The following is a 22,548-nucleotide window of genomic DNA, read 5'->3' as shown; positions in this document are numbered from 1 at the left end:
TGGCGGGGCTTTTTCTTGCTTGCCTCTATTCAGGCCTCAACCCGAAACAGGTAGGAGCAGCCTTGTGCTGCGAAGAGGCCAGTGTAAACACCAAAGATCTGCGGTGATTTCACCGGCCTCTTCGCAGCGCAAGGCTGCTCCTACAGCACGCCTCAGTACAGGTTAGGCTCCATTTCCAGCTCAACCCCGAATCGCTCACGGATATCTGCCTGAATCCGCTGCGCCAGGTCATGCAGCTGTGCCCCGCTCGCCTGGCCATAATTGACCAGCACCAACGACTGCAACCGATGCACGCCGGCATCGCCATCGCGATAGCCCTTCCACCCCGCCTGTTCGATCAACCACCCTGCCGCCAGCTTCACCTGGCCATCGGCCTGGAGATAAGCCACGACACCCGGGAACTGCCCCCGGATACGCTCGACAAGCGCGGCAGACACCACTGGGTTCTTGAAAAAGCTCCCGGCATTGCCCAACTCGGCGGGGTCCGGCAACTTCTCGCGGCGAATGCTGCAGATGGCATCACTGATCGCCTGCGCACTCGGCTGCGCTACGCCCTGCTCCACCAAACGCTGGCGCACAGGGCCATAGTCCAGGTGGGCTTGCAGCGTATGGGTCAGCATGAAGCGCACGCGCAAGATCAGCCAGCGCCCAGGGTTACGCTTGAACAGGCTGTCGCGGTAGCCAAAGGCGCATTCTTCCAGCCCAAAGTCACGCAGCTCGCCGGTCTGGCGGTCCAGCGCGGTCAAGCCGGCGAACACGTTCTTGATCTCGACGCCATAGGCGCCCACGTTCTGCATGGGCGCAGCGCCCACCGTGCCCGGGATCAGGCTGAGGTTCTCCAGCCCGCAAAAACCTTGTGCCAGCGTCCACTGCACGAACGGGTGCCAGGGCTCGCCCGCCTCGGCTTCGACCACAACGTGCTCACCGTCATCGCTGAGCACGCGGCGACCACGGCTGGCCATGTGCAGCACCAACGCGTCGACATCACCGGTCAGCAGCAGGTTGCTGCCACCGCCAATGACCAGCACCGGCACGCCTCGGCGGTGCGCTTCGGCCAGCGCCTCACGCACCTCGTCGTCATCATGCACCTGGCTGAAATGCCGGGCCCTGACGTCAATGCCAAAGGTGTTGTAAGGCTTGAGCGAAACGTGCTCCTGCCACAGCGCTGTCATAACCGCCCCTTGATTTCCACGACCAACGCTTTGCACGCTTCCTCAATCAGGTCCAGGACCTGCTCGAAGCCCTCCGCGCCGCCGTAGTACGGGTCTGGCACTTCATCCAGCTTCGCCCCATAGCGGCGCAGGAACAGGTCGAGCTCGCCGGGCGCAGACTGCGGGCGCATGGCACGCAAATGGCTCAAGTTGCTTTCGTCCATGGCCAGGATCAGGTCGTACTCGGCAAAGTGGGCCACATTGACCTGCTGGGCGCGCTGCTGCGAAAGGTCGTAGCCCCGCGCCAGAGCGGCCTTGCAGGTGCGGCTGTCGGGCGCCTTGCCGACATGCCAGTCACCGGTACCGGCAGACGCCACGTGCACCTGCTCGGCAAGCCCCGCGGCCTGCAACTGATGGCGCAGTACGCCTTCGGCGGTAGGCGAGCGACAGATGTTGCCCAGGCAAACGAACAGGACGCGCATCAGGCCTCCAGCAAGCGCCGTACGCGCTCCAGGTCTTCAGGGGTATCGACACCCACCGCGGGTGCCTCGAGGGCGTCTTCGACATGAATGCGCACGCCATGCCACAAGGCACGCAATTGCTCCAAGGCTTCGGTTTGCTCGAGCCAGCACGGGCCCCAACTGACGAAGTCCTGAAGGAAGCCCACGCGGTAGGCATACATACCGATGTGGCGACGATAAGGCACGCCTTCCGGCAGTTGCTCGCGGTTGGCGGCGAAGGCATCACGCGCCCAGGGCAGCGGCGCACGGCTGAAGCTCAGGGCCAGGCCGTTCTTGTCGCAGACCACCTTGACCGCATTAGGGTTGAACACCACCTGTGGATCGTGGATCGGCTCGGCCAAGGTCGCGATACCGGCTTCCGGGTGGGCCGCCAGGTTGGCCGCCACCTGGTCGATGATCACCGGCGGAATCAGCGGCTCGTCGCCCTGCACGTTGACCACGATGGCGTCGGCGGGCAGCCCGAGGTGCGCTGCCACTTCGGCCAGGCGGTCGGTACCGGATTCGTGGTCGGCGCGAGTCAGCAGCACTTCGGCGCCAAATGCCTGGCAGGCCTCGACGATGCTCGCGTCATCCGTGGCGATGACCACACGGCTGGCCGCGCTCTTGCGCGCCTGTTCCCACACGTGCTGGACCATCGGCTTACCGGCGATCAGCGCCAGCGGCTTGCCCGGCAGGCGCGAAGAGCGCAGGCGGGCGGGGATCACTACCGTGTAGTCCAGGCTCATTTGTCCAGGCGCTCATCGTCGGTCAAGGTACGCGCTTCGCTTTCCAGCATCACCGGGATGCCGTCGCGAATCGGGTAAGCCAGGCCCGCGCCCTTGCTGATCAGCTCGGTCTTGTCGGCGCTGAGCTTAAGCGGGCCCTTGGTGATCGGGCAGGCCAGGATATCGAGCAGTTTGGTGTCCATGGAAGCTTCCTTGAGGCCAGGTGGCCGGAAATTGAAAAGGGGCTCAGGGCGTTGGATGCCCAGGCAGCAGGCGCTGCAACTGGCTGTCGAACCAGGCGCTGAAGGCAGGCGACGGCTGCGCCTCGACGGCCAGGTACCACCAGTCGTCAGCGGCGAAGGCACGGCATTTGACCGCATCTTTCTCGGTCATCACCAACGGCAACGGCGGCGTGAACGACAGGCGCTCGGCGCTGAACTGCGCGTGGTCGGCGAACGGGTGCGGCACCGGCTGCCAGTTTAGCCCTTGCAGGGTATTGAAGAAACGTTGCGGGTTACCGATGCCCGCCACCGCGTGCAGGCGCTGGCCAGGCGGGAACAGATTCACGCCACGCCGCTCACCGCTGCGCACATTGACTAGTGCCGAGGGCTGCAAGCTGAAGGCAAAGCCCGCGGGTGAGTCGGCGCGAGCACCGTTGAACAGCACTGCGTCGGCTTCTTGCAGGCGCTCGCCCGGCTCGCGCAGCGGCCCGGCGGGCAGGCAGCGGCCATTGCCCAGGCCGCGGGCGGCGTCGATCAGCACCAGCTCCAGGTCTCGCGCCAGGCGGTAGTGCTGCATGCCGTCATCGCACAGGACCAGGTCAAGCGGCTCACTGGCCAGCAGCGCCTGCACCGCACGCGAGCGGTCGGGGTCGATCATCAACGGTACGCCCGTGCGCTGGACGATCAACAGCGGCTCGTCACCAGCCTGGTCGGCAGCCTGGTCGGCCTCAACGCGCCAAGGCAGGTGAGCAGGCTTGGCGCCATAACCGCGGCTGACCACACCGACCTTGAGCCCCTGCCGGCGGCAATGCTCGATCAGCCAGAGGATCATCGGCGTCTTGCCAGTGCCACCCACGGTAATGTTGCCCACCACGATCACCGGCACCGGCGCGCGGTAGCTGGCACTTTCGCCACTGAGAAACCGCGCACGCTTGCGCGTCACCACACGTCGGTACAGGGCTTCAAGCGGGCGCAGCAGCGCCAGGGCCGGGTGCCCGGCGTACCAGGCGGCGAGCAAACGGTCGGCAAAGGCCATCAAGGCGTCCCCTGGGCTGCCTCGACGGTGGTCATGCGCAACTGGCTGAAACCGAGCTTGCCGGCCGCATCCATCGCGGTCACCACGGCCTGGTGCGGTGTCTTGCCGTCGGCGCTGATCGCCAGCGGTAACGTGTGATCGCCGCCCGACTCACGCTCGATGGCCTCGCTCAAGGTGGCCAGGTCGCTTTTGGGCAGCAGGTTGTTGTTGACCGAATACACGCCCTCGGCGCTGATGGTGACTTCCACCAGCTTGCGCTCATCGGCCGGCGGCTGCTCGGCGCTGGCGGCCTCGGGCAGTTCGACGCGCAGTTGCGTCTCGCGGGTGAAGGTGGTGGTGACCACGAAGAACAGCAACAGGACGAACACCACGTCGATCAGCGACGCCAGGTTGATGTCGACGTTTTCCCGCTGGCGGTTGCGCCGAAACTTCACGCCTTGCCTCCGGCCACTTCGACTTCACGGTCGCCCTGGATCACTTCCACCAGTTTGATCGCCTCTTGTTCCATGCCAACCACCAGCTCATCGATGCGGCGCAGCAGGAAACGGTGGAAGAACACCGCCGGGATACCGATCATCAAGCCTGCTGCGGTGGTGACCAAGGCCTTGGAAATACCCCCGGCCAATACGGCAGCGTTGGCAGTCATCTGCGAGCCCATGAAGGCGCTGAAAATGTCGATCATGCCCAGCACGGTGCCCAGCAGGCCCAGCAACGGGGCCATCGCGGCAATGGTGCCAAGGGTGCTGATGTAGCGCTCCAGCTCGTGGATGACGCGCGATGCGGCCTCCTCGATGCACTCTTTCATGATTTCGCGGCCATGGCGCGAGTTGGCAAGGCCTGCGGCAAGGATTTCGCCCAGCGGCGAATCGGCGCGCAGGGCCTTGAGCTTGTCACTGGTGAGTTGCTTGTCCTTGATCCACATCCAAACCTGGCCTAGCAGGTGTGGCGGGGTCACGCGACTGGCGCGCAGGGTCCACAGGCGCTCGACGACGATAGCCATGGCAACGATGGAACTCAGAATGATCGGCAGCATCATCCAACCACCGGACTTGACCAATTCCCACACAGTAAACGCCCCTTCGGAAAAAGGCCGCCACTCTACCATAGGACCGCCGGGGGCTCATCTGCCGAAGGTCAGGGAATTGGCCGGACCCAGTTGCCACCTTGGGGGCAGTCCAGATACAGCACCAAACCTGAAAGGAGTGCTGCACCTGTGGGAGCGGGCTTGCCCGCGAAAGGGCCCGATCAGCCACTGCCCGCTTCACGCCAGAAGCGCCGCTGCCCCCGCACACCCTCAACATCACCCTGCCCCCCCAGCACCAAGCGCAACGCGCCCTCCACCGCTGTATCATGAATCGCCAGCCCATGCCGCCGATAGCGCTCGAGCACCTGGGCATGCGGATGCCCAAAACCATTGTTGCGCCCCCGCGAAATCAGCACCCCACGTGGCGCCGTGGCGCGGATGAATGCCTCGGTGGACGAGCTGCGACTGCCATGGTGCGGGGCCTGCAGCCAATCGATGCGGGGTGTTTCAGTGGATGCCAGCCAGGCCCGTTCGGCAGCGGCTTCCAAATCGCCAGCCAACAGCAAGCGCTCCCCTTGCGCCTCGACCAGCAGCACGCATGAGCGGTCGTTGCTGCTCTGCCCTTCAGCCCAATGCCACAGGGAGAAACGCACGCCATCCCACTCCCATTCCTCACCCGTGACACACGGCTGCAGCCCAAGGCCCTCCAGCCCCTCGCCACCGAGCACCCGCTTGACCGGGATGCCCTGCGCAATGGCCAGCGCGCCCCCGGCATGGTCGGCATGGGCGTGGCTGATCAGCATCGCATCCAAGTGGCTTACGCCCAGCTTGCGCAGGGTCGGCAGCACCACCCGCTCCCCCGCGTCGTACTCCCCTTTTGCTGGCCCCGCATCGTAGAGCAAGCTGTGATGGCGGGTACGCAGCAGCACCGCGAGCCCCTGGCCGACGTCCAACTGCCAGACTTCTACCTGCCCCAAGGGCACCGACTCGCGCGGCACCCATAACGCCAACAGCATAAGCCCGCCCAACCCCCGCAAGGGCACGCCACGGGGTAGCAGCACCAGCAACGCACCCAGGCACACCACTGACCAGGCCCACAGCGGCAAGGCCGGCGGCACCCACGCTGGGCGCCAGCTCGCGGCCAGGGCCAGGACCCTGAACAGCACCTCCAGCAAGCCCCCGGCCAGCCACAGCAACGCTTCGCCGACACCCGCCACAGGCAACAGCAGCGTGCCCAGCAAAGCCAACGGCAACACCGCAAGGCTGACCCACGGCACCGCCAGCAAGTTGGCCAGGGGCGCACTCAGGCTCACTGGCAAGCCAGTGGCCAGCAGCACCGGCAGCAAGCCGATGGCGATCACCCACTGCGCACGCGTCCAGGCCTGCCAGGGCCGCCAGCCGCCCAAGCGGGCACTGAAGCAGTAGATCAAGGTCGCCACGGCGGCAAACGACAGCCAGAACCCCGGCAACAGCGCCGCCAAGGGTTCGAACAACAGCACCGCGACCAGCGCCAGCAGCAATGGCAGCATCGCGCCAAGGTGACGAAAGCGCAGACGCCAAAGCAACACTACCGCCAGCATCAGGCAGGCCCGCTGCACCGGCACACCGCCACCGGCAAGCCAGCCGTAGGCCAGCGCTGCGGTCATCGCCAGGCCGCAGGCCGAGGGCAGCCAGGGCAGCCGCGCGGGCCACAGGCCCCAGCGTGCCAACCCGGCAACCAGGCCATAGAGCAAACCCGCCACCAGGCCGATGTGCTGCCCGGAAATCACCAGCAGGTGCACCGTGCCTGTGGCCTGCAGCGTCTGCCAGTCCTCGCGGGGCAGGCCCGCACCGTCGCCCAGCACCAAGGCCACCAACGCCGCTTGCCGGCCATTGGCCTCGACCGCCAACAACCGTTGCCGCAGTTGGTCTCGCCAGCTGCCCGCTACAGCGCTCAATACCTGCCCGGCCTTGACCGTGCCAGTAGCCCCCACTCGCCGAGCCAGCAACTGTGCCTCTCGATCAGGCCCATGGGGGTTGAGCAGCCCAGCAGGCCGCTGCAGGGTCACTGCCAAGCGCCACTGTTCGCCCGCACGCACAGCCGGCCCGTTGAACCAGCTCAGTTGCAAGCGCCGCGGCAGTTCGCCACGCCGTGAGTGGGGCTGTTCCAGTTCGAAGCGCACGCCATGCGCGGTACGGCTCGGCAGGCCGACAACCTTGCCCTCCAGCCACAACGTGCGGCCATCCAGTTCAGGCGCGAGTCGATCATCCAGCGCTCGCTGGGCCGACCCGCACGCCCAGCACAAGCCCAACAGAAAACAGCCCACTGGCCAAAACCGCGTGAACAGGCTGGCAACACCACCGACAAACAGCAGAAGTAGCCATCCGACCGATGGCAATACGGGGAGAAAGCCCAGGCAGAGCAGCCCGAGCGCGAGCGCAAACATCCCTGTGCGCATGAGGTAGAGCTCCGCTGCGAAATGACCTTCTCAGGCATAGCGCAAATGCCGGCAAAGCTTGCTCAACAATTGTCACAAACTCTAAACGAGGCCGTTAAGGAATCAAGGCATACTGCCCCGATCAACGCCCCGGGAGCCTACATGCCGCGCCGACTTTTCAAACGCTACATGCCGGATCCGACCAGCATTCGGGAACACAAGTCCTTACGCTTTTTCGGCACGTTGCTGCACGACCCGAACCTCTGGCACCTGAACCGGCACTCGGTGGCCCGGGCCATGGGCGTGGGCCTGTTTGCGGCGCTGATCCCCATCCCCATGCAGATGCTGCTGGCCGCTGCGCTGGCGATCCCGGTGCGTGGCAACCTGCCGATCGCGGTCAGCCTGGTGTGGCTGACCAACCCGCTGACCATGCCACCGGTGTTCTTCGTCACCTACATGACCGGCGCCTGGCTGCTGCAGATACCGCCGCGCACCCTGCCCGACGACCTGACCTTCGAATGGATCACCGACCAGCTGTCGACCCTGTGGCAACCCTTCCTGCTCGGCTCGGTGGTGTGTGGCGTGGTGCTGGGCATCCTCGCCTACTTCACCACCTTGCTGTACTGGCGTTGGTGGGTGGGCCGGCAGTGGCGCCGGCGCAAACTCAAAGGCTCAGGCGCGCATGCCGCGGCCGCTGACCAGCAGGCGGATGCACAGGGTGTACAGCACTGCAGTAGCCACCAACATAAAGGTGATCGCCGTCCCGATACTGATATCCGACACCCCTAGGATGCCGTAGCGGAACGAGTTGACCATGTGCAGCACCGGGTTGGCCAGTGACACGGTCTGCCAGAACGGCGGCAGCAGGTTGATCGAGTAGAACACCCCGCCCAGGTAAGTCAGCGGCGTCAGCACGAAGGTAGGGATGATCGAGATATCGTCGAAGTTGCGTGCGAACACCGCGTTGACGAAGCCCAGTAACGAGAAGATGGTTGCCGTCAGCAGTACCACGACCACGGTCACACCCAGGTGGTGCACCTGCAGGTCGGTGAAGAACATCGACAGGATGGTGACGATCACCCCGACCGCCAAGCCACGCAGCACGCCACCCAGCACATACCCCACGAGAATGGTGTGTGGCGACACCGGGGACACCATCAGCTCCTCGATGGAACGCTGGAACTTGCTGCCGAAGAAGCTCGACACCACGTTACCGTAGGAGTTGGTGATCACCGACATCATGATCAGCCCGGGCACGATGTACTGCATGTAGGTGAAGCCGCCCATGTCGCCGATCTGCCGGCCGATCAGGTTACCGAAAATGACGAAGTACAGGACCATGGTGATCGCTGGCGGCAGCAGGGTCTGCGGCCAGATGCGCAAAAAGCGCCGTACTTCGCGGTAGACGATGGTGTTGAGGGCCACCCAGTTGGTGCGCAGTTCCACACTCATACGGCCACCTTCGACAGGTTTTTTTCCACCAGGGACACGAACAGCTCCTCGAGTCGGTTGGTCTTGTTGCGCAGGCTTTGCACCTCGATGTTCTGCAGCGCCAGCTGGCCGAACAGCGCGGTGATGCCGATGTCTTTGTCCACCTGCACTTCCAGGGTGTGCGGGGTCAGCAGCCGGCACGGGTAGCCTTGCAGCACAGGCGCCGAGGCCAGGTCCTGCTTGATGTCGAGGACGAAGGTCTCGACATGCAGCTTGCCCAGCAGCTGGCGCATGCTGGTGTTCTCGACGATGGTGCCGTGGTCGATGATGCCGATGTTGCGGCACAGCTGCTCGGCCTCTTCCAGGTAGTGCGTGGTCAGGATGATGGTGATGCCCTTCTGGTTGAGCTCAGTGAGGAAGCTCCACATCGAACGGCGCAGCTCGATGTCCACACCCGCGGTGGGCTCATCGAGGATCAGCAGGCGCGGTTCGTGGATCAAGGCACGGGCGATCATCAGGCGGCGCTTCATGCCACCCGACAACGAGCGGGAAGGCACGTCACGCTTGTCCCACAGCCCCAGCTGGGTCAGGTACTGCTCGGCGCGCTCCTTGGCAAGCTTTGGCGGGATGCCGTAGTAGCCTGCCTGGGTGACGACGATGTCGAAGACCTTCTCGAACTGGTTGAAGTTGAACTCTTGCGGCACCACGCCCAGGCAGCGCTTGAGCGCCGAAGGCTCGCGGTCCAGGTCGTGGCCGAATACGTTCACCGTGCCGCTGGTCTTGTTGACCAGGGTCGAAAGAATACCGATGGTGGTGGATTTGCCGGCGCCGTTGGGGCCGAGCAAGGCGAAGAAGTCGCCTTCGGCAACGTCCAGGTCGATGCCCTTGAGGGCCTGGAAGCCATTACCGTAGGTCTTGGTCAGCTGTCGAATGGACAGGGCGGAACTCATAGCGGGCCATTTACCGAAAAAAAAGGTTCAGGACACGCCAGGCAAAGTCACTGGCGCAGTGAGTGCGGCCATGGTGCAAGGCCCGGCCACACAAGTACAGTCAGATGTATTGATAATGACTATCGAGGCAGGTTCAGGTCAGCGCGGTCATCACCGCCGCCTGGTAGGCCGGGCGCTGCTTCAGGCGCGCGTACCAGGCCTCCAGGTGGTACATGGCCGGGCGTTCGATGGGCATTTCGAACCAGGCGTAGATGAAGCTACCCAGTGGGATGTCGCCCATGCCGATCTGGTCACCGGACAGGTACGGCTGCTGGGCCAGGGTTTCGTCGGCGATGGCCAGCAATTGCGCGCACTGCTTGTGCGCGGCGTTGATCGCGACCCAGTCGCGCTGGTCTTCCGGCGTGCGCAGCAGGCCCCAGAACAGCGGGCGGAAGGGGGTGGCGAAGGACGAGGTGGTCCAGTCCATCCACTTGTCGGCCAAGGCGCGCTGGCGCGGGTCTTCCAGGTACCAGCCCTGCTCGGCGCCGTACTCGGCGCACAGGTAGCGAACGATGGTGTTGGACTCCCACAGCGTCAGGTCGCCGTCTTCGAGCATCGGCACCAGACCGTTGGGGTTGCGGGCGCGGTAATGCGGCTCGTTGACCACGCCGAAGGCGCCGCCGGCGTCGATGGATTCGAAATCAAGGCCCAGCTCGTGGGCGATCCACAGCGCCTTGCGCACATTGCTCGAATTCTTGCGGCCCCAGATCTTCAGCATGGCAACGTCCTTATGGAATGCAGAGGTGGTCCAGTCTACTCCAGAGTCTTATTGCCTGTACTGGCCTCTTCGCGGGCAAGCCCGCTCCCACAGGATGGCCCCCCAATCTTCAAGCCACCGTAATCCTGTGGGAGCGGGCTTGCCCGCGAAAGGGCCGGCACAGGCCAACAATGATCTGAAACTCCCACCGCCACACCCTGTCACTGTTCTGAACAGGCCGTTCACAGCGTTGCGTCTAAGCTGTCTGGGACGGCTCAAGCCCTTGGTTCCAAGGAGGACCGATTATGTTGCTGTTGTGGTTGGTGGTACTGGTGATCGGCGCGGCATACCTCACGCACCGGCGCCTGGCGCCCTTGCAGATACTGGGCATCATGGCAGCCTACGTGCTGCTGATGGGTATTTTCAGCAGCGCACCCGGCTGGCTGCTGGCCCTGCTGTGGGTCGTGCTGGCCGTGAAAATCGCCTTGGTGGCCCTGCCGGAATGGCGGCGCAAGGTGTTCACCGGCCCAGTGTTCAAGTGGTTCCAGCGTACCCTGCCGCCCATGTCGCAGACCGAGCGCGAAGCCATCGACGCCGGCACCGTCTGGTGGGATGGCGAACTGTTCAGCGGCCGCCCCGACTGGCGCACCTTGCTGGCCTACCCGGCGCCGAAACTGACTGAAGAAGAACAGGCCTTCATCGACGGCCCCACTGAAGAATTGTGCGCCATGGTCAGCGACTGGCAGATCGGCCAGGACATGGATCTGCCCCCTGAAGCCTGGGCGCACATCAAAGCGCAGGGCTTCTTCGCCCTGATCATCCCCAAGGAGTACGGCGGCAAGGGCTTCTCGGCCTACGCCCACTCGCAGGTTGCAATGAAGCTGGCCACCCGCAGCGGCGACCTGGCGTCCACGGTGATGGTGCCCAACTCGCTCGGCCCGGCCGAACTGCTGCTGCACTACGGCACCGATGAACAACGCAGCCACTACCTGCCGCGCCTGGCACGCGGCGACGAGATCCCCTGCTTCGCCCTGACCGGCCCACTGGCGGGCTCAGATGCCGGCGCCATGCCGGATACCGGCGTCATCTGCAAAGGCCATTGGCAAGGCGAAGAAGTCATCGGGCTGCGCCTGAACTGGGAAAAACGCTATATCACCCTCGGCCCGGTCGCCACCCTGCTCGGCCTGGCGTTCAAGGCCTACGACCCGGAGCACTTGCTGGGCGACGAAGAGGACTTGGGCATCAGCCTGGCGCTGATTCCTACCGACACCCCGGGCGTGGAGATCGGCAAGCGCCACCTGCCGCTCGGCGCCGCCTTCATGAACGGCCCCAACAGCGGCAAGGACGTGTTCGTCCCGCTCGACATGCTGATCGGCGGCCAGGCCATGCTCGGCAAGGGCTGGATGATGCTGATGAACTGCCTGTCGGTGGGCCGCTCCATCTCGCTGCCAGCAGTGGGCACTGGTGCCGCCAAGTACACCAGCCTGGTGACGGGCCAGTACGCCAATATCCGCGAGCAATTCAACGTACCGCTGGCAGCCTTCGAAGGCATCCAGGAGTCCTTGGCGCGCATTGGCGGCAATGCCTGGCTGATGGACAGCGCCCGATTGCTGACCGCCAAAGCAGTCGACCTGGGCGAAAAACCTTCGGTGCTGTCGGCGATCCTCAAATATCACCTGACCGAGCGCGGCCGCGAATGCATCCAGCACGCCATGGACGTGCACGGCGGCAAGGGCATCATCATGGGCCCGAACAACTACCTGGGGCGCAATTGGCAGGGTGCGCCGATCTTCATCACCGTCGAGGGGGCCAACATCCTCTCGCGCAACCTGATGATCTTTGGCCAAGGCGCCATTCGCTGTCACCCGTTCGTGCTCAAGGAGATGGCGCTGGCCGGCCGCGAAGACCGTGAGCAGGCGCTGGTCGAGTTCGATGAGCTGCTAATGAAGCACATCATGTTCGCTGCCGGCAACGCCGCCAGCACCATCGTGCTCGGCCTGGGGCTGGGGCGCCTCGAACGGGTGCCAGGCGATGCCTTGAGCCAGGGCTATTTCCGTGCCTTGAATCGCCAGGCTGCAGCTTTTGCTCTGCTGGCAGATTTGTCGATGATGCTGCTGGGCGGTGCACTCAAGCGCCGCGAGCGCCTGAGCGCTCGCCTGGGTGACGTGCTGAGCTACCTGTATCTGTCCAGCGCGGCACTCAAGCGGTATCACGACCTCGGCTCGCCGGAGCACATGCAACCTCTTCTGCGCTGGGCTATGGAAGAGAGCCTGGGCAAGGCCGAGCAGGCGCTCGACCGGCTTCTCGACAACTTCCCCAACCGCTTCGTCGGCTGCGCCCTGCGCGTGCTGGTCTTCCCCTTCGGCCGCTGCCACACCGGCCCCAGCGATGAACTGGACGCCGAAGTGGCGGAACTGATTGGCCGGCAGCAGGGTGACCCGGCGCTGGAAGAACTGCTGGCTGGGTGTTATCGACCACTGGCTGAGGGTGATCCGGTCGCTGCGCTGCAGCGTGCGAGCGACTTGCTGGATGACGCCGCACCTTTGCACAAGGCACTGCATCAGGCCCTGAAGGAAGGCAGGGTAAAACCGGCCGCAGGGCAATCGGCTATTGATGCTGCTGTCGAGGCTGGCGCACTGCAGCCTGCTGAGGCACAGCGCCTTCATGCCGCCGAACAGGCTCGGCGCGCAGTGATCGATGTCGATGCTTTCGATAAGGAGCAGCTGGGGCCTACACCTGGCAAGGTACGTTGAACGGTCGCGCAAAAGGGGCCGCACAGCGGTCCCTGCCAGCGTATACTCCGGCCCCGTTTTTCAGACACACCGAGGACCCTTCCATGGCCAACCCGCACCTGGAGTATCACCTGCAACTGCTGCAACACCTGCGCACCATCCTGGCTGCCCTCGGTGAAGCCGAGCAGGTGCCGGAAGAAAGCCACGCCCTATTCCTCGAGCGTTTCGACGAACTGCTCACCCTGCTGCCCCAGAACCCGCTGGAAAGCCAGTACCTCGGCCAGGACCTGCTCTGCCAAGTGATCCAGCGTTATCCGCAAATTGCTCACCTCGTGCCACGCGATTTGTTGTGGTTCTTTGGTGGTGATTGCCTGCACTTCATGCCCGATGATGAACTCGACCTCTACCAGCAACTGGAAGAGCGCCGCCATGAAGCTGAGCAAGAGGGTGAGCCATTCGACTGGCACTTGGAAAAGCAACTACTGAGTCAAACTGACAAAGGCAGTACGCACTAAGCTATACCCCCTCCCCAGCGCCTTGCTTTGCATCAAGGCGCTCCCTTAAAAATCCCACAATCAATTAGCTTATTCCTACATCCTGCAAAACTCATGGCCGTTAGTATTTGCGTCGAGGCGTTACAGGCACGCTTCGTGCAATTTCCTCACCCTCACTAACCCCTTCAACCATGAGCCACAGTATGAAACGCAAACTAATCGCACTCCCCCTAGGCCTCTTTGCCAGCTTGATGGGCAGCTCCGCCTTCGCCACTTCCGTTTTCTTCGAAGGCAGCATCACTGCTGAAACATGCCCGATCGAAATTGTTAACCCAGGCGATGGTAGCGTGGACAATCGGGTTGCAATGGGTGACGTCCCGCTGGGCAGGTTCGGTGGCGCCGCCGGCACCGAAGTACGTGGTGCCACTTTTGCCGTCCGCGTACCGGATAAAGGTAGCTGCGGCGTTACCGAAAACAATGCGAATGTCACCTTCAACGGTGACGCGGACGGCAGCGGAAGCTACTTCAAGATCAACCCTGTGAGCGGCGCCGCCACGGGTGTCTCGATCGTGATCCGCGACAGCAGCAAGGCATCGGTCGCGCCTGGCGGAACGTCGGTTGACTATGCACTCAACGCCAATGGGCCCACCGACCTGAAGTTTGATGCCTACTACCGCTCCACCGCCGCTACGGTAACCGCAGGCCCAGCATCGGCTCACGTCCGCTATTCGGTTGCTTATAAGTAAGCAACGCGTGTCACCCGGTGCCTTGCGCACCTCGCTAAACCATCCAGGCGTTGATGATACGCCTGGGTGCAATGGGTAACCGTTATGATCAATCCACTCAGATTCACGGCTGGCTTACGTTTTGCCGCTTGTATTTCCCTGGCCATAAGCATGCTCGCCGCCCCTGCCATCAGCCAGGCCGCTTTGACATTGAATAATACCCGCATTGTTTTCAATGGCGATAAGCGAAGCACGTCCGTCATCGTGAAAAACCCGTCCAAGAGTACGTATGCGGTACAAACCTGGATCAATACCGTCGCGGACGACACCACCACGGCTGTTCCGTTTGCCATCTCCCCCATCTTATTCAAACTCAACGCGGCCAACGAACAACTTATTCAAATAAGTGGTTTACCCCACACATTACCGAATGACCGCGAGTCACTGTTTTTTTTCAATTTGCAAGAAATCCCCCAAGCCAGCACCGAGCCCGGCAACCAACTCAATATCGCCCTGCGCACGCGAATCAAACTGTTCTATCGGCCGCCAGCGCTTAAGGGCACGCCCGCGGGCCAGTTGAAGTCTCTGGTGTTCTCGCTGAGCGAGAAAAATGGCACCCACTCTTTGCTGGTTCGCAACCCATCGCCGTTTCACATCACCTTCGTTCGACTCGAGGTCAGCGGCCAGGGGCAGCAGCACACCTTGAACAACACCGACATGCTGGAACCCTTCGCCGAGCATGCCTACCCGCTCACGGGAATCAAGCCAGCTCCAGGCTTGCAGGCACAGTTTTCCGTCATCAATGACTATGGCGGTTACACCGAACCTCTGACGCTGCCGATCCACCTGCCTAACTAGAGCCAGCCACCACGCAAGTCGCAAGGAATCGTCATGATGTTCCTCCCCTTATCACGCTGGCGTGCGTCACGCCATCAGCGCGGCGCATTGCTGTGCCTGCTAGGTAGCTCGGCATTGATACTGGTGCCCACTGTTAAAGCGGAGATCGGCTTCCAGAGCGGCTTTCTTCGCCAGGTGCCGGGCCAGTCCGAAGACGTAGGCGCCTGGTCATTGGGCATGTTGACCCGCGACCAGGACCTTGCACCAGGCCTCTACCGGGTGAGCGTGCACGTCAACCTTGAACCACAGGGCGAGCACGAACTGGATTTCCAGCCTACCGCCGAGGGTGAGCTGCAACCTTGCCTGCCCGCCAAGTTGCTGGGTGAATGGGGTTTGCGACTTGATGCACTGGCCAGCATCGAGGATCAGCATCGCGCCTGCCTGGATCTGAAGGCTGTTGTCCCCGGCGCGCAAATCGACTTCAGGGCCAGCGAATTGCGGGTGGCCATTTCGATTCCGCAAATCGCCATGCGCCGAGACGCCAGCGGCCAGGTCGACCCCGCGCACTGGGATAGCGGTATCAACGCTGCCTTCGTCAGCTATCAAGCCTCCACCCTGCAAGGCCGCAGCCGTTACACGGGCAATTACAGCAGTGACGACCTGCACTTGAACAGCGGCGTCAACCTTGGCGAATGGCGCTTGCGCAGCACTCAGTCCTGGCGTCAGGACCAACAGGGTAACCGTGAATGGACCAGGGCCCAGACTTACGCGCAACGCGATATCCCCGGGACCCGCGCCAACCTAACAGTCGGGGAAACATTCACCGACAGCGATATATTCCGTGGCATTCCCATCTCTGGCATACGCGTGGCATCGGACATGAGCATGCTCGGCGACAATCAACGGGGCTATGCCCCTGTCATCCGTGGTGTCGCGCAGAGCCGAGCGAAGCTTGAGGTCTGGCAGAACGGCTATTCAATTTATTCCACGTATGTCAGCGCTGGCCCTTACGCCATTGACGACCTCAGTACTTCGGGCAGCGGCGAACTGGAAATTGTTCTGACCGAGTCAGACGGCCAGGTCCGGCGCTTCATTCAGCCCTTTTCGACCATCAGCAACCTGCTGAGGCCGGGTGTTTGGCGTTACAGTGCGACGGTTGGGCGCTATAACCCTTCCAGTGATGTAGACACCCCCTTGCTCTGGCAAGGCACCTTGGCCATGGGCAGCCACTGGAACACGACGCTCTACGGCGGGTTGATGGCCAGCGACTACTACCGGGCGGGCAGCCTGGGCATCAGTAAGGATCTGGGTAGCCTGGGTGCCTTGGCTTTCGATTTGACGCAATCGTTCAGCGACGTAGACACCCCACATGAGCGTGACGTACAGGGTACGAGTTATGCCCTGAAATACGGTAAAGCCTTCACCAGCCAGACCAATCTGCGATTTGCCGGCTACCGTTATTCGACTGAGGGTTACCGCGACTTCGATGAAGCCGTGCGCCAGCGCAGCCAGGCATCAGGGTATACCGGCAGTAGCCGCAGCCGCCTGGAGGCATCGGTCCACCAGAGCATGGGCAAGAACAGCTCGCTCACCCTTACCCTGTCTCAGCAGGATTACTGGCAGCGCAGCGATACCCAGCGCCAATACCAGTTCAACTTCAGCACGCATCACCGCGGCGTAAACTACAACCTGTTTGCCTCTCAGTCGTTGACCGACCGATATGGTAGCGATCGTCAATTCGGTTTGAGCGTATCGTTGCCGTTGCAGTTCGGGCACCGCGCCAATGCCACCTTCGATATGCAACACAATGCCCGGGGCCTTAGCAAACGCGCCTCCCTCGGTGGCGGCATCGCCGAGCGAGCGCTGAGCTACAGCGCCAGCCTGAGCGAGGACGAAAGCAATCGCCGAACTGCGGCACTGTCGCTTGGCTATCAGGCCCCCTATGCAACGTTGGCGGGTGGTTTTACCGAAGCTGAGGACTATCGCAATCTGTCGTTGAACGCCAGTGGGGCCGTGCTGCTGCACGCCGACGGCGTCGAGTTCGGCCCCTACTTGGGAGATACCGCGGCCCTGATCGAAGTGCCGGGTGTGGCCGATGTGGGCCTGCACAACGTACCCGGCACGCGCACCAACGCGCGTGGGTATGCACTGCTGCCTTACCTGCAACCCTACAGGACCAACGCGGTTGTACTGGATATCGACCGGCTGGGGCCTGACGTGGAGATCGAAAACGGCGCAGCACAGGTGGTCCCCCGCCGAGGCGCGATCGTGAAAAGCCGCTTCGAAGCACGCCATGTCTCGCGGATGGTCCTGACCCTGCACGACGCCAGTGGCCAGCCACTGCCTTTCGGGGCCCAGGTAAAAGACCAGCAAGGCGAACTGCTTGGCATGGTAGGCCAAGCCGGCCAAGTAATGCTCACGCATCAGGCCTCCGATCGCCCGTTGCAGGTGAGCTGGGGCGACCGGCCGGACGACAGCTGCCAGCTGGCCATCGACTCAGAAGCCACGCCGGCCGTTGACGGCTATCGCCTGCAAACCCTGCCCTGTATTTAGCGACCAAGCTCGCAGCGCGGCCCTCGCATTCTGCCGCGCTGGGAGCTCCAGGACATCTATGAAAAACATCAAAACAACCTTGCGCCTGGCATTGCTGGCCGCAATGACATGGCCGGCGGCCGAGGCCATGGCCAACTTGGACACCCGCTGCGAATTCGGGCCGATCAAGAGCAACTTGCTCAAGGTATTCGTCCGCGACATGGGTACGTTGTACGTTCCACGGGACGCGCGGGTCGGCACGCTTATCGGCCCCGCTGACTCCTACGAGCAAACAAGCGACCAGAATAATTTGAGCTTGAGGTGTTTCAGCTACGGTGTGCGAATGAACTTCGACATGAAAGCAGCCCGCGGCGTCCACCCTCCAATGGCTCCCATTGATGGCCAGACTATGGACGGTCACGTTCTCAGGACAAACATTTCTGGTTTGGGTGCAATCGTAAAGGTACGGCGCCCCTTTCAGGGAGGCAACGATCAGTGGATCCCGATTGGCAGCAACCCACCGCGGGTCCCTTTCGCGGCCTATTACGATACAACGCTGCTAGGTGGCGCTGCGCTGCTCAGCTTTGCTCATGAGGTTACCTTGGTGAAGACCGGCGACCTGGCCCCTGGCGTCCACCAACTGGATGGCCAACTGATTACCGGCCACCTCGACTTCCAAGGTATGGGCCAGGTCATGGAGTACACCCTCAGGGCAACGATCATTCAGAGCCAGTGCGAGGTCCTCAGCGACGCGGTCAGCGCCAACCCGGTGAAGCTCGGTAAATGGAGCACCAGCGACTTCACCGGCCCCGGGTTCACCACCACCGCTACGCCGTTCCAGATCCGCCTGAGCAGTTGCCAGGTCGACCCCGACCCGAACAACGAAACGCTTGCGACCATCGAACTTGAGGGGCGAGATGGCTCACAACCCATTGGGCCTGTGGGTGAGCATGTGTTCAGCCTGACCAGCGATTCCGACGCCCGAGGGATGGGAATCCAGATGCTTCACAACGGCCAGCCGATGCCATTGAATACCGAGATTGGGCTGAGGTCGGTGCAAGATGGCACCGTGCCTTTGAACTTCGAGGCGCGCTTCTACCAAACAGAACCCAGCAGCAACCTGCGTGCTGGCTTGGCCAAGGGCGCATTGAACTTCACCATCCGCTACCGCTAGCGGGTAAAAAGGCCGGCCCCTCTGGCCGGCCTGGTTTCACCTGGTTAATCCGGCTAAGCCTGTGTGGTACCCGACAGGATGTTTTCAGGGTCGTAGTGGTAACGACAGGCCTCGCCCTGCTGGGTTTCGACACTGATCAGGCGGTTGAGCTCGTCGTACACCAGCACGCGTGCCTGCTCATCGCTGATCAGGTTGCCATTGGCGTCATAATACAAGTCGATAGCGGGCGGGGCCGGCGGAACGATCCTGCTCAATTGCGCCGGGTCGACATTCTTGAACTCGTACAGTGTCCGCTGCGGTGTTCCCCCTGGGCTCTTGGTAATGACCGAGGTGATGTTGTCCAAGCCATCGAAACCGAACGTCTGCCATTCGATGCGATTGCCGGAAGGATCGACCGGCGCCTCAGGGCCGGTGCAGTCATAACGCTGCAGCCGACCACGCCGGTCGTACGCGTATTTTTCATGGCGCAACAGCTTGGCATCCTCTTCGTCTGCATCCTTGGGGCGCTCTTTGAGTATCCGGTGCGTCAGGCAATCGAACTCGTCATACCCCTGCTCCAGCGTTTGCAGAATGTCGCCAAAGTCGAAGGTGCGCAGCGTTTCCCGGTCGAACTCGTCGTATTCAAGCCGTGTGGTCAATTGCTGACCGGTAGTGACATCCTGGGTGGTGGTACTTTCCATACGCCCAAGATCGTCATAGGTGAACCATGCCGACAAGAGTATCTGATCAGCCAGCGGATTGCGGCGCACTGGGTAACGGGAAGGGGTGGGCACAAGTTTACTCAGCGTGGTGCTTTCCAGGCGCCCAAGATCATCGTATTCATAGACCTGGTTCTGACCCTGCACGTCCAGATAAGCGCGCATCCGCCGACGGTAGCTGTAGTCATAGGTCATGCTGAAGGTTTCACCCTCCAGAATACGCGTTTCGGTCTTGACCTCGCCGTTACTGAGGAAATAAGTGCGGTCCATGCTGTGCCCGGGGTTTCTGGCGTCCCCTGGTTCTTCACAATGGGTCAGCTTGGCATTCTTGGGATCGTATTCGTAAGAAGCGGGCTTTCCGCTGAGCACACGCGTTGTGGGCTCCTCGCCCAGTACGGGGACGTAGGTGTATTCGATCTTCCTGCCATCTGGGGCCGTCACCCAGCGCGGCTGCCGCTCACCCGGGTCGTACTCGAAGGTTTGCAGGCGCCCACCGGTCGTGGCACTGATACGCCGCTCCAGGCCATCGAACGCCTGCTCGCCCAATAACTTGGCGATCGCTTCGGTGGTGCCCACCTTGATGCTGACTGGCAGGTCGTTGCGGCTGTGCTTGGCATACGTGCGATAAACCCGATTATTACGGTCAGCCAATGTGTGGACGAGCAAACGGTCGAAGGCGTCATATACATACTCGTCGATCCGTTGGCCGGTGCCGCTGCCCTTGGCCTCCTTGCTAAGCCGTCCAAGCCCGTCGTAGCTATTGACCTGCAGACTGATGCTCGTCGTTCCATCTAGGGCAAAACGCTCGATTTTCGCTGGCTTTTCAAAGAGGTTGTGCCATGTCTGCGTGATACCGCTGAGCCGTATTCCATCACGTTCACGCCAGTTGTGCTGAACCGGGCCATCAGGGCTCTGCACCTGGCTGACTTCCTCGACCTCCGTCACCCCATCGGGGCCAGTGACGGACCGCTGCTGGCCCCAGTCGTCGTAGGCGTAAGTGCTGGCCAACTCCAACAGTTGGTCACCCAACCAGTCGATTTCGGTTTCCTCGCTCAACTGGCCCAGATGATCGTACTTCGCACGGTAGATCGGCCTCGAGCCCCCCGCGAACGTCTTGCTGTCATGGTCTTCACGTGTTTCTAGAATTGCCCGGCTGAGCCCGTCGAAGTACGTGCTGGTCCCGACCCCCTTGACGTCGTACGCCCATTGCTGAGCCTGTTCATTGTCGTAAGCGCACAGGTGGTACTTGTACTGCCGGTACGCCTCGAAGCCCGTCTCCGGTGCAACGATCTCACGCGTTACTCTACGCAGCGCGTCAAATTCGTAACGAATCTCGACGTCGTTGTCGTCACGGTTGAGCACCGTCTCACCGGTCTGGAGGTCGTGCTCCAGGGTGATGACCTTGGTTTGCCCATCGAAACCCTCGAGCGTCTCGGTGGTCTGCAACACGGCCTTCGCTACGGGTGTACTGTAGGCGTAACGGGTGATCGTATCGTAAGCCTCGGACCCGTGGTAACTCACGGTTCTGGTACTGACTCGTCCGTACTGGTAAGTGGGTGCGGTTAACGCGTCATAGTATTCGAAACTGATTTTTTCGATGAAATCATCAGGCTTGCCGCCCGCCTCGAAAATGCTCTCACTTTCCACCAGCCACCAGGGTTGCGTCAGATAGCTGCCCCGCGGCGCCAGCGGCTTGTATGCATAGAGCTGGGTCAGGGTGGGCGCGGCCCCTTGCCCATTGGGGGCGGGCCGTACGGTTCGGGATTTCAAATGGCGCACGAAACCGTGTGGCTTGCCTTCCTCCTCGGCGCTGTACCAGACATTGGTTTCAAGCACCTGGTTGGGTTCCAGGCGGGTCAGCACATTTCCCTGATTATCGTAGCTGGTGACCTGCTTTTCCAACCGCTGTCTTACCACTGGATCCTTGCCGGGCTCTTTGAAGGGCCCGGTCCAACGGCTGATTACCTCGATCGGAAGCTGGAAGGCAGGCGGCTGCTGGTCGAAAGAGCCGTCAGTTTCACCGTAGGTAGTGATGACATCCAGGGTATTCTCACCTTGAGAGGTCTGTTGGGCCACCAGCAAGTGAAAACGATTGAACGTGCGCGTGATCGTTCGATCGTTATTCGACCCTTGTATCTCGCGCGTCTGGTAGGAATATTCCTTCCCCACCTTGTAGAGATTATCCAGCCCTTCGTCATCCCAGGGAATCGTACTGCCGCCCCCGACGAAATTGTTCACGCCAGGGTATTCATACTTCACCACCATCGTCGGCTGTTCGAAACGCGGCGAGGTTTCATGGCGGGTTACCCGGGGCAGATTGGCACGCCGCGCGCTGGGTGGAAATTCATGCCCCGAGTCCTCGTAAAAGATGCTCTCGCGCCCCCCGTACGGGGTCTTGACCTCGTTCAAGCACAAGAAACCGCGCACGTCACTATAGGTAAAACGCCAACGAGCCTGGTTGGGGGTGGGCAGGATGATCTCACTGACTCGGTTATCACTTTGGCTCAGGGTCATCACGTAACGAGCAAGCGGGCCGCCACCATCGCCACCATAGGGGTAACAGAGAATATCGACCCGGCTGTTGCCTTGCCGCTCGAGGCTGAGGATTTCCTCAGTGCCGTCGGTAACAGTGCGCAAGCGCATATGGTTAGCCAGCGTCGGCTCGTATTTCAGGTAGAGCACAGGCCCAAGGGGCGAATGCAACTCGATGGGCAGAGAGACCTGTGCCTGCTGAGGGCCCATGGTCTCCAGCACTTCGACCAGGCCAGAACGGTGTTCAACGCGGTAACGCTTGGCCCCATTCTGGCCTGGTGGTTCATGGTAGAGGTCGAACTGCCTGAGTTTCTGCTCTCTCATTCCCAGAGGGTCGTCGACCGTGGACTCACCGGTAATCTTGTACGTTTCGCCGCTGCGCAACGTCACTATATTGTTGCGCACTTGGGTAAGTTGCAGGTTCCAGCCCTTGCCAAAGCCCGAGTCTTCAACGTTCAAGGGGCTGTAGAACAAACCCAGGTTGAAGTCCGGACCCTGCAGGTCGTTACCTTTCAACTCGGGCAGCTTGATGGACACCGTGTATTGGCCTGTGCGCGAGTCGACACCCGACTCGATGTAAGAGGAAAAATTAAAAGCATTGGAATGAACGGAAGTTGATGCACTCATTTAAGT

General features: G+C 61.9%; 19 protein-coding genes. 7 read left to right on the top strand and 12 right to left on the bottom strand.

Going from position 1 to position 22,548, the window contains the following annotated elements; translation table 11 throughout:
* Positions 1-152 precede the first annotated feature (152 nt).
* From murB to OO306_RS07060, 8 genes are all read right to left on the bottom strand, one after another.
* Complete coding sequence (gene murB / locus OO306_RS07095; RefSeq protein ID WP_265968192.1) at positions 153-1,172, bottom strand: UDP-N-acetylmuramate dehydrogenase; 1,020 nt, start codon at positions 1,170-1,172, stop codon at positions 153-155.
* Positions 1,169-1,633: a low molecular weight protein-tyrosine-phosphatase gene (locus OO306_RS07090; RefSeq protein WP_265968191.1), complete on the bottom strand. Its 465-nt coding sequence runs from the start codon at positions 1,631-1,633 to the stop codon at positions 1,169-1,171. The genes murB and OO306_RS07090 overlap by 4 nt, the downstream gene beginning before the upstream one ends.
* The gene (kdsB, locus tag OO306_RS07085) at positions 1,633-2,397 is read right to left on the bottom strand and encodes a 3-deoxy-manno-octulosonate cytidylyltransferase (protein WP_265968190.1); all 765 of its coding nucleotides are present in this window, start codon (positions 2,395-2,397) and stop codon (positions 1,633-1,635) included. The genes OO306_RS07090 and kdsB overlap by 1 nt, the downstream gene beginning before the upstream one ends.
* Positions 2,394-2,579 carry a Trm112 family protein gene (locus OO306_RS07080; protein ID WP_003247142.1) on the bottom strand — a complete coding sequence of 62 codons (186 nt, stop codon included), beginning with the start codon at positions 2,577-2,579 and terminating at the stop codon, positions 2,394-2,396. Before OO306_RS07080 ends, kdsB begins: the two co-directional genes overlap by 4 nt.
* 43 nt (positions 2,580-2,622) lie before the next feature.
* Positions 2,623-3,633 carry a tetraacyldisaccharide 4'-kinase gene (gene lpxK, locus OO306_RS07075; protein WP_265968189.1) on the bottom strand — a complete coding sequence of 337 codons (1,011 nt, stop codon included), beginning with the start codon at positions 3,631-3,633 and terminating at the stop codon, positions 2,623-2,625.
* A complete protein-coding gene (locus OO306_RS07070) occupies positions 3,633-4,067 on the bottom strand; it encodes a biopolymer transporter ExbD (RefSeq protein ID WP_027596067.1) in 435 nt (144 codons plus the stop codon). The genes lpxK and OO306_RS07070 overlap by 1 nt, the downstream gene beginning before the upstream one ends.
* On the bottom strand, positions 4,064-4,699 hold the full coding sequence (locus OO306_RS07065; protein WP_027596066.1) for a MotA/TolQ/ExbB proton channel family protein: 636 nt from the start codon (positions 4,697-4,699) through the stop codon (positions 4,064-4,066). Before OO306_RS07065 ends, OO306_RS07070 begins: the two co-directional genes overlap by 4 nt.
* A gap of 179 nt (positions 4,700-4,878) precedes the next feature.
* Positions 4,879-7,095 (bottom strand): DNA internalization-related competence protein ComEC/Rec2, encoded by a 2,217-nt coding sequence (locus tag OO306_RS07060; RefSeq protein ID WP_265968188.1) that lies wholly within the window; start codon positions 7,093-7,095, stop codon positions 4,879-4,881.
* 141 nt (positions 7,096-7,236) lie between these two features.
* On the opposite strand from OO306_RS07060, the gene OO306_RS07055 reads away from it, so the two are divergent.
* The gene (locus tag OO306_RS07055) at positions 7,237-7,863 is read left to right on the top strand and encodes a DUF2062 domain-containing protein (protein WP_265968187.1); all 627 of its coding nucleotides are present in this window, start codon (positions 7,237-7,239) and stop codon (positions 7,861-7,863) included.
* On the opposite strand, the gene OO306_RS07050 is transcribed toward OO306_RS07055, so the two are convergent.
* From OO306_RS07050 to OO306_RS07040, 3 genes are all read right to left on the bottom strand, one after another.
* Positions 7,747-8,526, bottom strand: a complete 780-nt coding sequence (locus tag OO306_RS07050) for an ABC transporter permease (protein WP_016500910.1) — start codon at positions 8,524-8,526, stop codon at positions 7,747-7,749. The two genes, OO306_RS07055 and OO306_RS07050, sit on opposite strands and share 117 nt — an antisense overlap.
* Positions 8,523-9,455 carry an ABC transporter ATP-binding protein gene (locus OO306_RS07045; RefSeq protein WP_099428619.1) on the bottom strand — a complete coding sequence of 311 codons (933 nt, stop codon included), beginning with the start codon at positions 9,453-9,455 and terminating at the stop codon, positions 8,523-8,525. Before OO306_RS07045 ends, OO306_RS07050 begins: the two co-directional genes overlap by 4 nt.
* A gap of 133 nt (positions 9,456-9,588) precedes the next feature.
* On the bottom strand, positions 9,589-10,212 hold the full coding sequence (locus OO306_RS07040; protein ID WP_099453294.1) for a glutathione S-transferase: 624 nt from the start codon (positions 10,210-10,212) through the stop codon (positions 9,589-9,591).
* Between the two features lie 284 nt (positions 10,213-10,496).
* On the opposite strand from OO306_RS07040, the gene OO306_RS07035 reads away from it, so the two are divergent.
* From OO306_RS07035 to OO306_RS07010, 6 genes are all read left to right on the top strand, one after another.
* Positions 10,497-12,944: an acyl-CoA dehydrogenase gene (locus tag OO306_RS07035; protein ID WP_265968185.1), complete on the top strand. Its 2,448-nt coding sequence runs from the start codon at positions 10,497-10,499 to the stop codon at positions 12,942-12,944.
* 83 nt (positions 12,945-13,027) lie between these two features.
* The gene (locus OO306_RS07030; protein ID WP_027596061.1) at positions 13,028-13,438 is read left to right on the top strand and encodes a PA2817 family protein; all 411 of its coding nucleotides are present in this window, start codon (positions 13,028-13,030) and stop codon (positions 13,436-13,438) included.
* Positions 13,439-13,620: 182 nt separating this feature from the next.
* Complete coding sequence (locus tag OO306_RS07025; RefSeq protein WP_265968184.1) at positions 13,621-14,163, top strand: fimbrial protein; 543 nt, start codon at positions 13,621-13,623, stop codon at positions 14,161-14,163.
* An 84-nt stretch (positions 14,164-14,247) separates the two neighbouring features.
* Positions 14,248-15,000: a molecular chaperone gene (locus OO306_RS07020; RefSeq protein WP_265968183.1), complete on the top strand. Its 753-nt coding sequence runs from the start codon at positions 14,248-14,250 to the stop codon at positions 14,998-15,000.
* Between the two features lie 36 nt (positions 15,001-15,036).
* Positions 15,037-17,532 carry a fimbria/pilus outer membrane usher protein gene (locus tag OO306_RS07015; protein ID WP_265968224.1) on the top strand — a complete coding sequence of 832 codons (2,496 nt, stop codon included), beginning with the start codon at positions 15,037-15,039 and terminating at the stop codon, positions 17,530-17,532.
* 583 nt (positions 17,533-18,115) lie between these two features.
* Complete coding sequence (locus tag OO306_RS07010; RefSeq protein ID WP_265968182.1) at positions 18,116-18,685, top strand: fimbrial protein; 570 nt, start codon at positions 18,116-18,118, stop codon at positions 18,683-18,685.
* A 53-nt stretch (positions 18,686-18,738) separates the two neighbouring features.
* On the opposite strand, the gene OO306_RS07005 is transcribed toward OO306_RS07010, so the two are convergent.
* A complete protein-coding gene (locus tag OO306_RS07005) occupies positions 18,739-22,542 on the bottom strand; it encodes an RHS repeat domain-containing protein (protein WP_265968181.1) in 3,804 nt (1,267 codons plus the stop codon).
* Between the last annotated feature and the right edge of the window lie 6 nt (positions 22,543-22,548).

It is taken from the genome of Pseudomonas sp. DCB_AW (assembly GCF_026240895.1).
Classification (GTDB): Bacteria; Pseudomonadota; Gammaproteobacteria; order Pseudomonadales; family Pseudomonadaceae; genus Aquipseudomonas; species Aquipseudomonas kermanshahensis.
This window is presented reverse-complemented; position numbering and strand designations above follow the sequence as displayed.

Coding starts and splice junctions, on each gene's coding strand:
- OO306_RS07045 (WP_099428619.1), bottom strand. CDS start 9,455: ATGAGTTCCGCCCTGTCCATTCGACAGCTGACCAAGACCTACGGTAAT.
- murB (WP_265968192.1), bottom strand. CDS start 1,172: ATGACAGCGCTGTGGCAGGAGCACGTTTCGCTCAAGCCTTACAACACC.
- kdsB (WP_265968190.1), bottom strand. CDS start 2,397: ATGAGCCTGGACTACACGGTAGTGATCCCCGCCCGCCTGCGCTCTTCG.
- OO306_RS07055 (WP_265968187.1), top strand. CDS start 7,237: ATGCCGCGCCGACTTTTCAAACGCTACATGCCGGATCCGACCAGCATT.
- OO306_RS07005 (WP_265968181.1), bottom strand. CDS start 22,542: ATGAGTGCATCAACTTCCGTTCATTCCAATGCTTTTAATTTTTCCTCT.
- OO306_RS07040 (WP_099453294.1), bottom strand. CDS start 10,212: ATGCTGAAGATCTGGGGCCGCAAGAATTCGAGCAATGTGCGCAAGGCG.
- OO306_RS07090 (WP_265968191.1), bottom strand. CDS start 1,633: ATGCGCGTCCTGTTCGTTTGCCTGGGCAACATCTGTCGCTCGCCTACC.
- lpxK (WP_265968189.1), bottom strand. CDS start 3,633: ATGGCCTTTGCCGACCGTTTGCTCGCCGCCTGGTACGCCGGGCACCCG.
- OO306_RS07035 (WP_265968185.1), top strand. CDS start 10,497: ATGTTGCTGTTGTGGTTGGTGGTACTGGTGATCGGCGCGGCATACCTC.
- OO306_RS07050 (WP_016500910.1), bottom strand. CDS start 8,526: ATGAGTGTGGAACTGCGCACCAACTGGGTGGCCCTCAACACCATCGTC.
- OO306_RS07020 (WP_265968183.1), top strand. CDS start 14,248: ATGATCAATCCACTCAGATTCACGGCTGGCTTACGTTTTGCCGCTTGT.
- OO306_RS07025 (WP_265968184.1), top strand. CDS start 13,621: ATGAAACGCAAACTAATCGCACTCCCCCTAGGCCTCTTTGCCAGCTTG.
- OO306_RS07030 (WP_027596061.1), top strand. CDS start 13,028: ATGGCCAACCCGCACCTGGAGTATCACCTGCAACTGCTGCAACACCTG.
- OO306_RS07060 (WP_265968188.1), bottom strand. CDS start 7,095: ATGCGCACAGGGATGTTTGCGCTCGCGCTCGGGCTGCTCTGCCTGGGC.
- OO306_RS07080 (WP_003247142.1), bottom strand. CDS start 2,579: ATGGACACCAAACTGCTCGATATCCTGGCCTGCCCGATCACCAAGGGC.
- OO306_RS07015 (WP_265968224.1), top strand. CDS start 15,037: ATGTTCCTCCCCTTATCACGCTGGCGTGCGTCACGCCATCAGCGCGGC.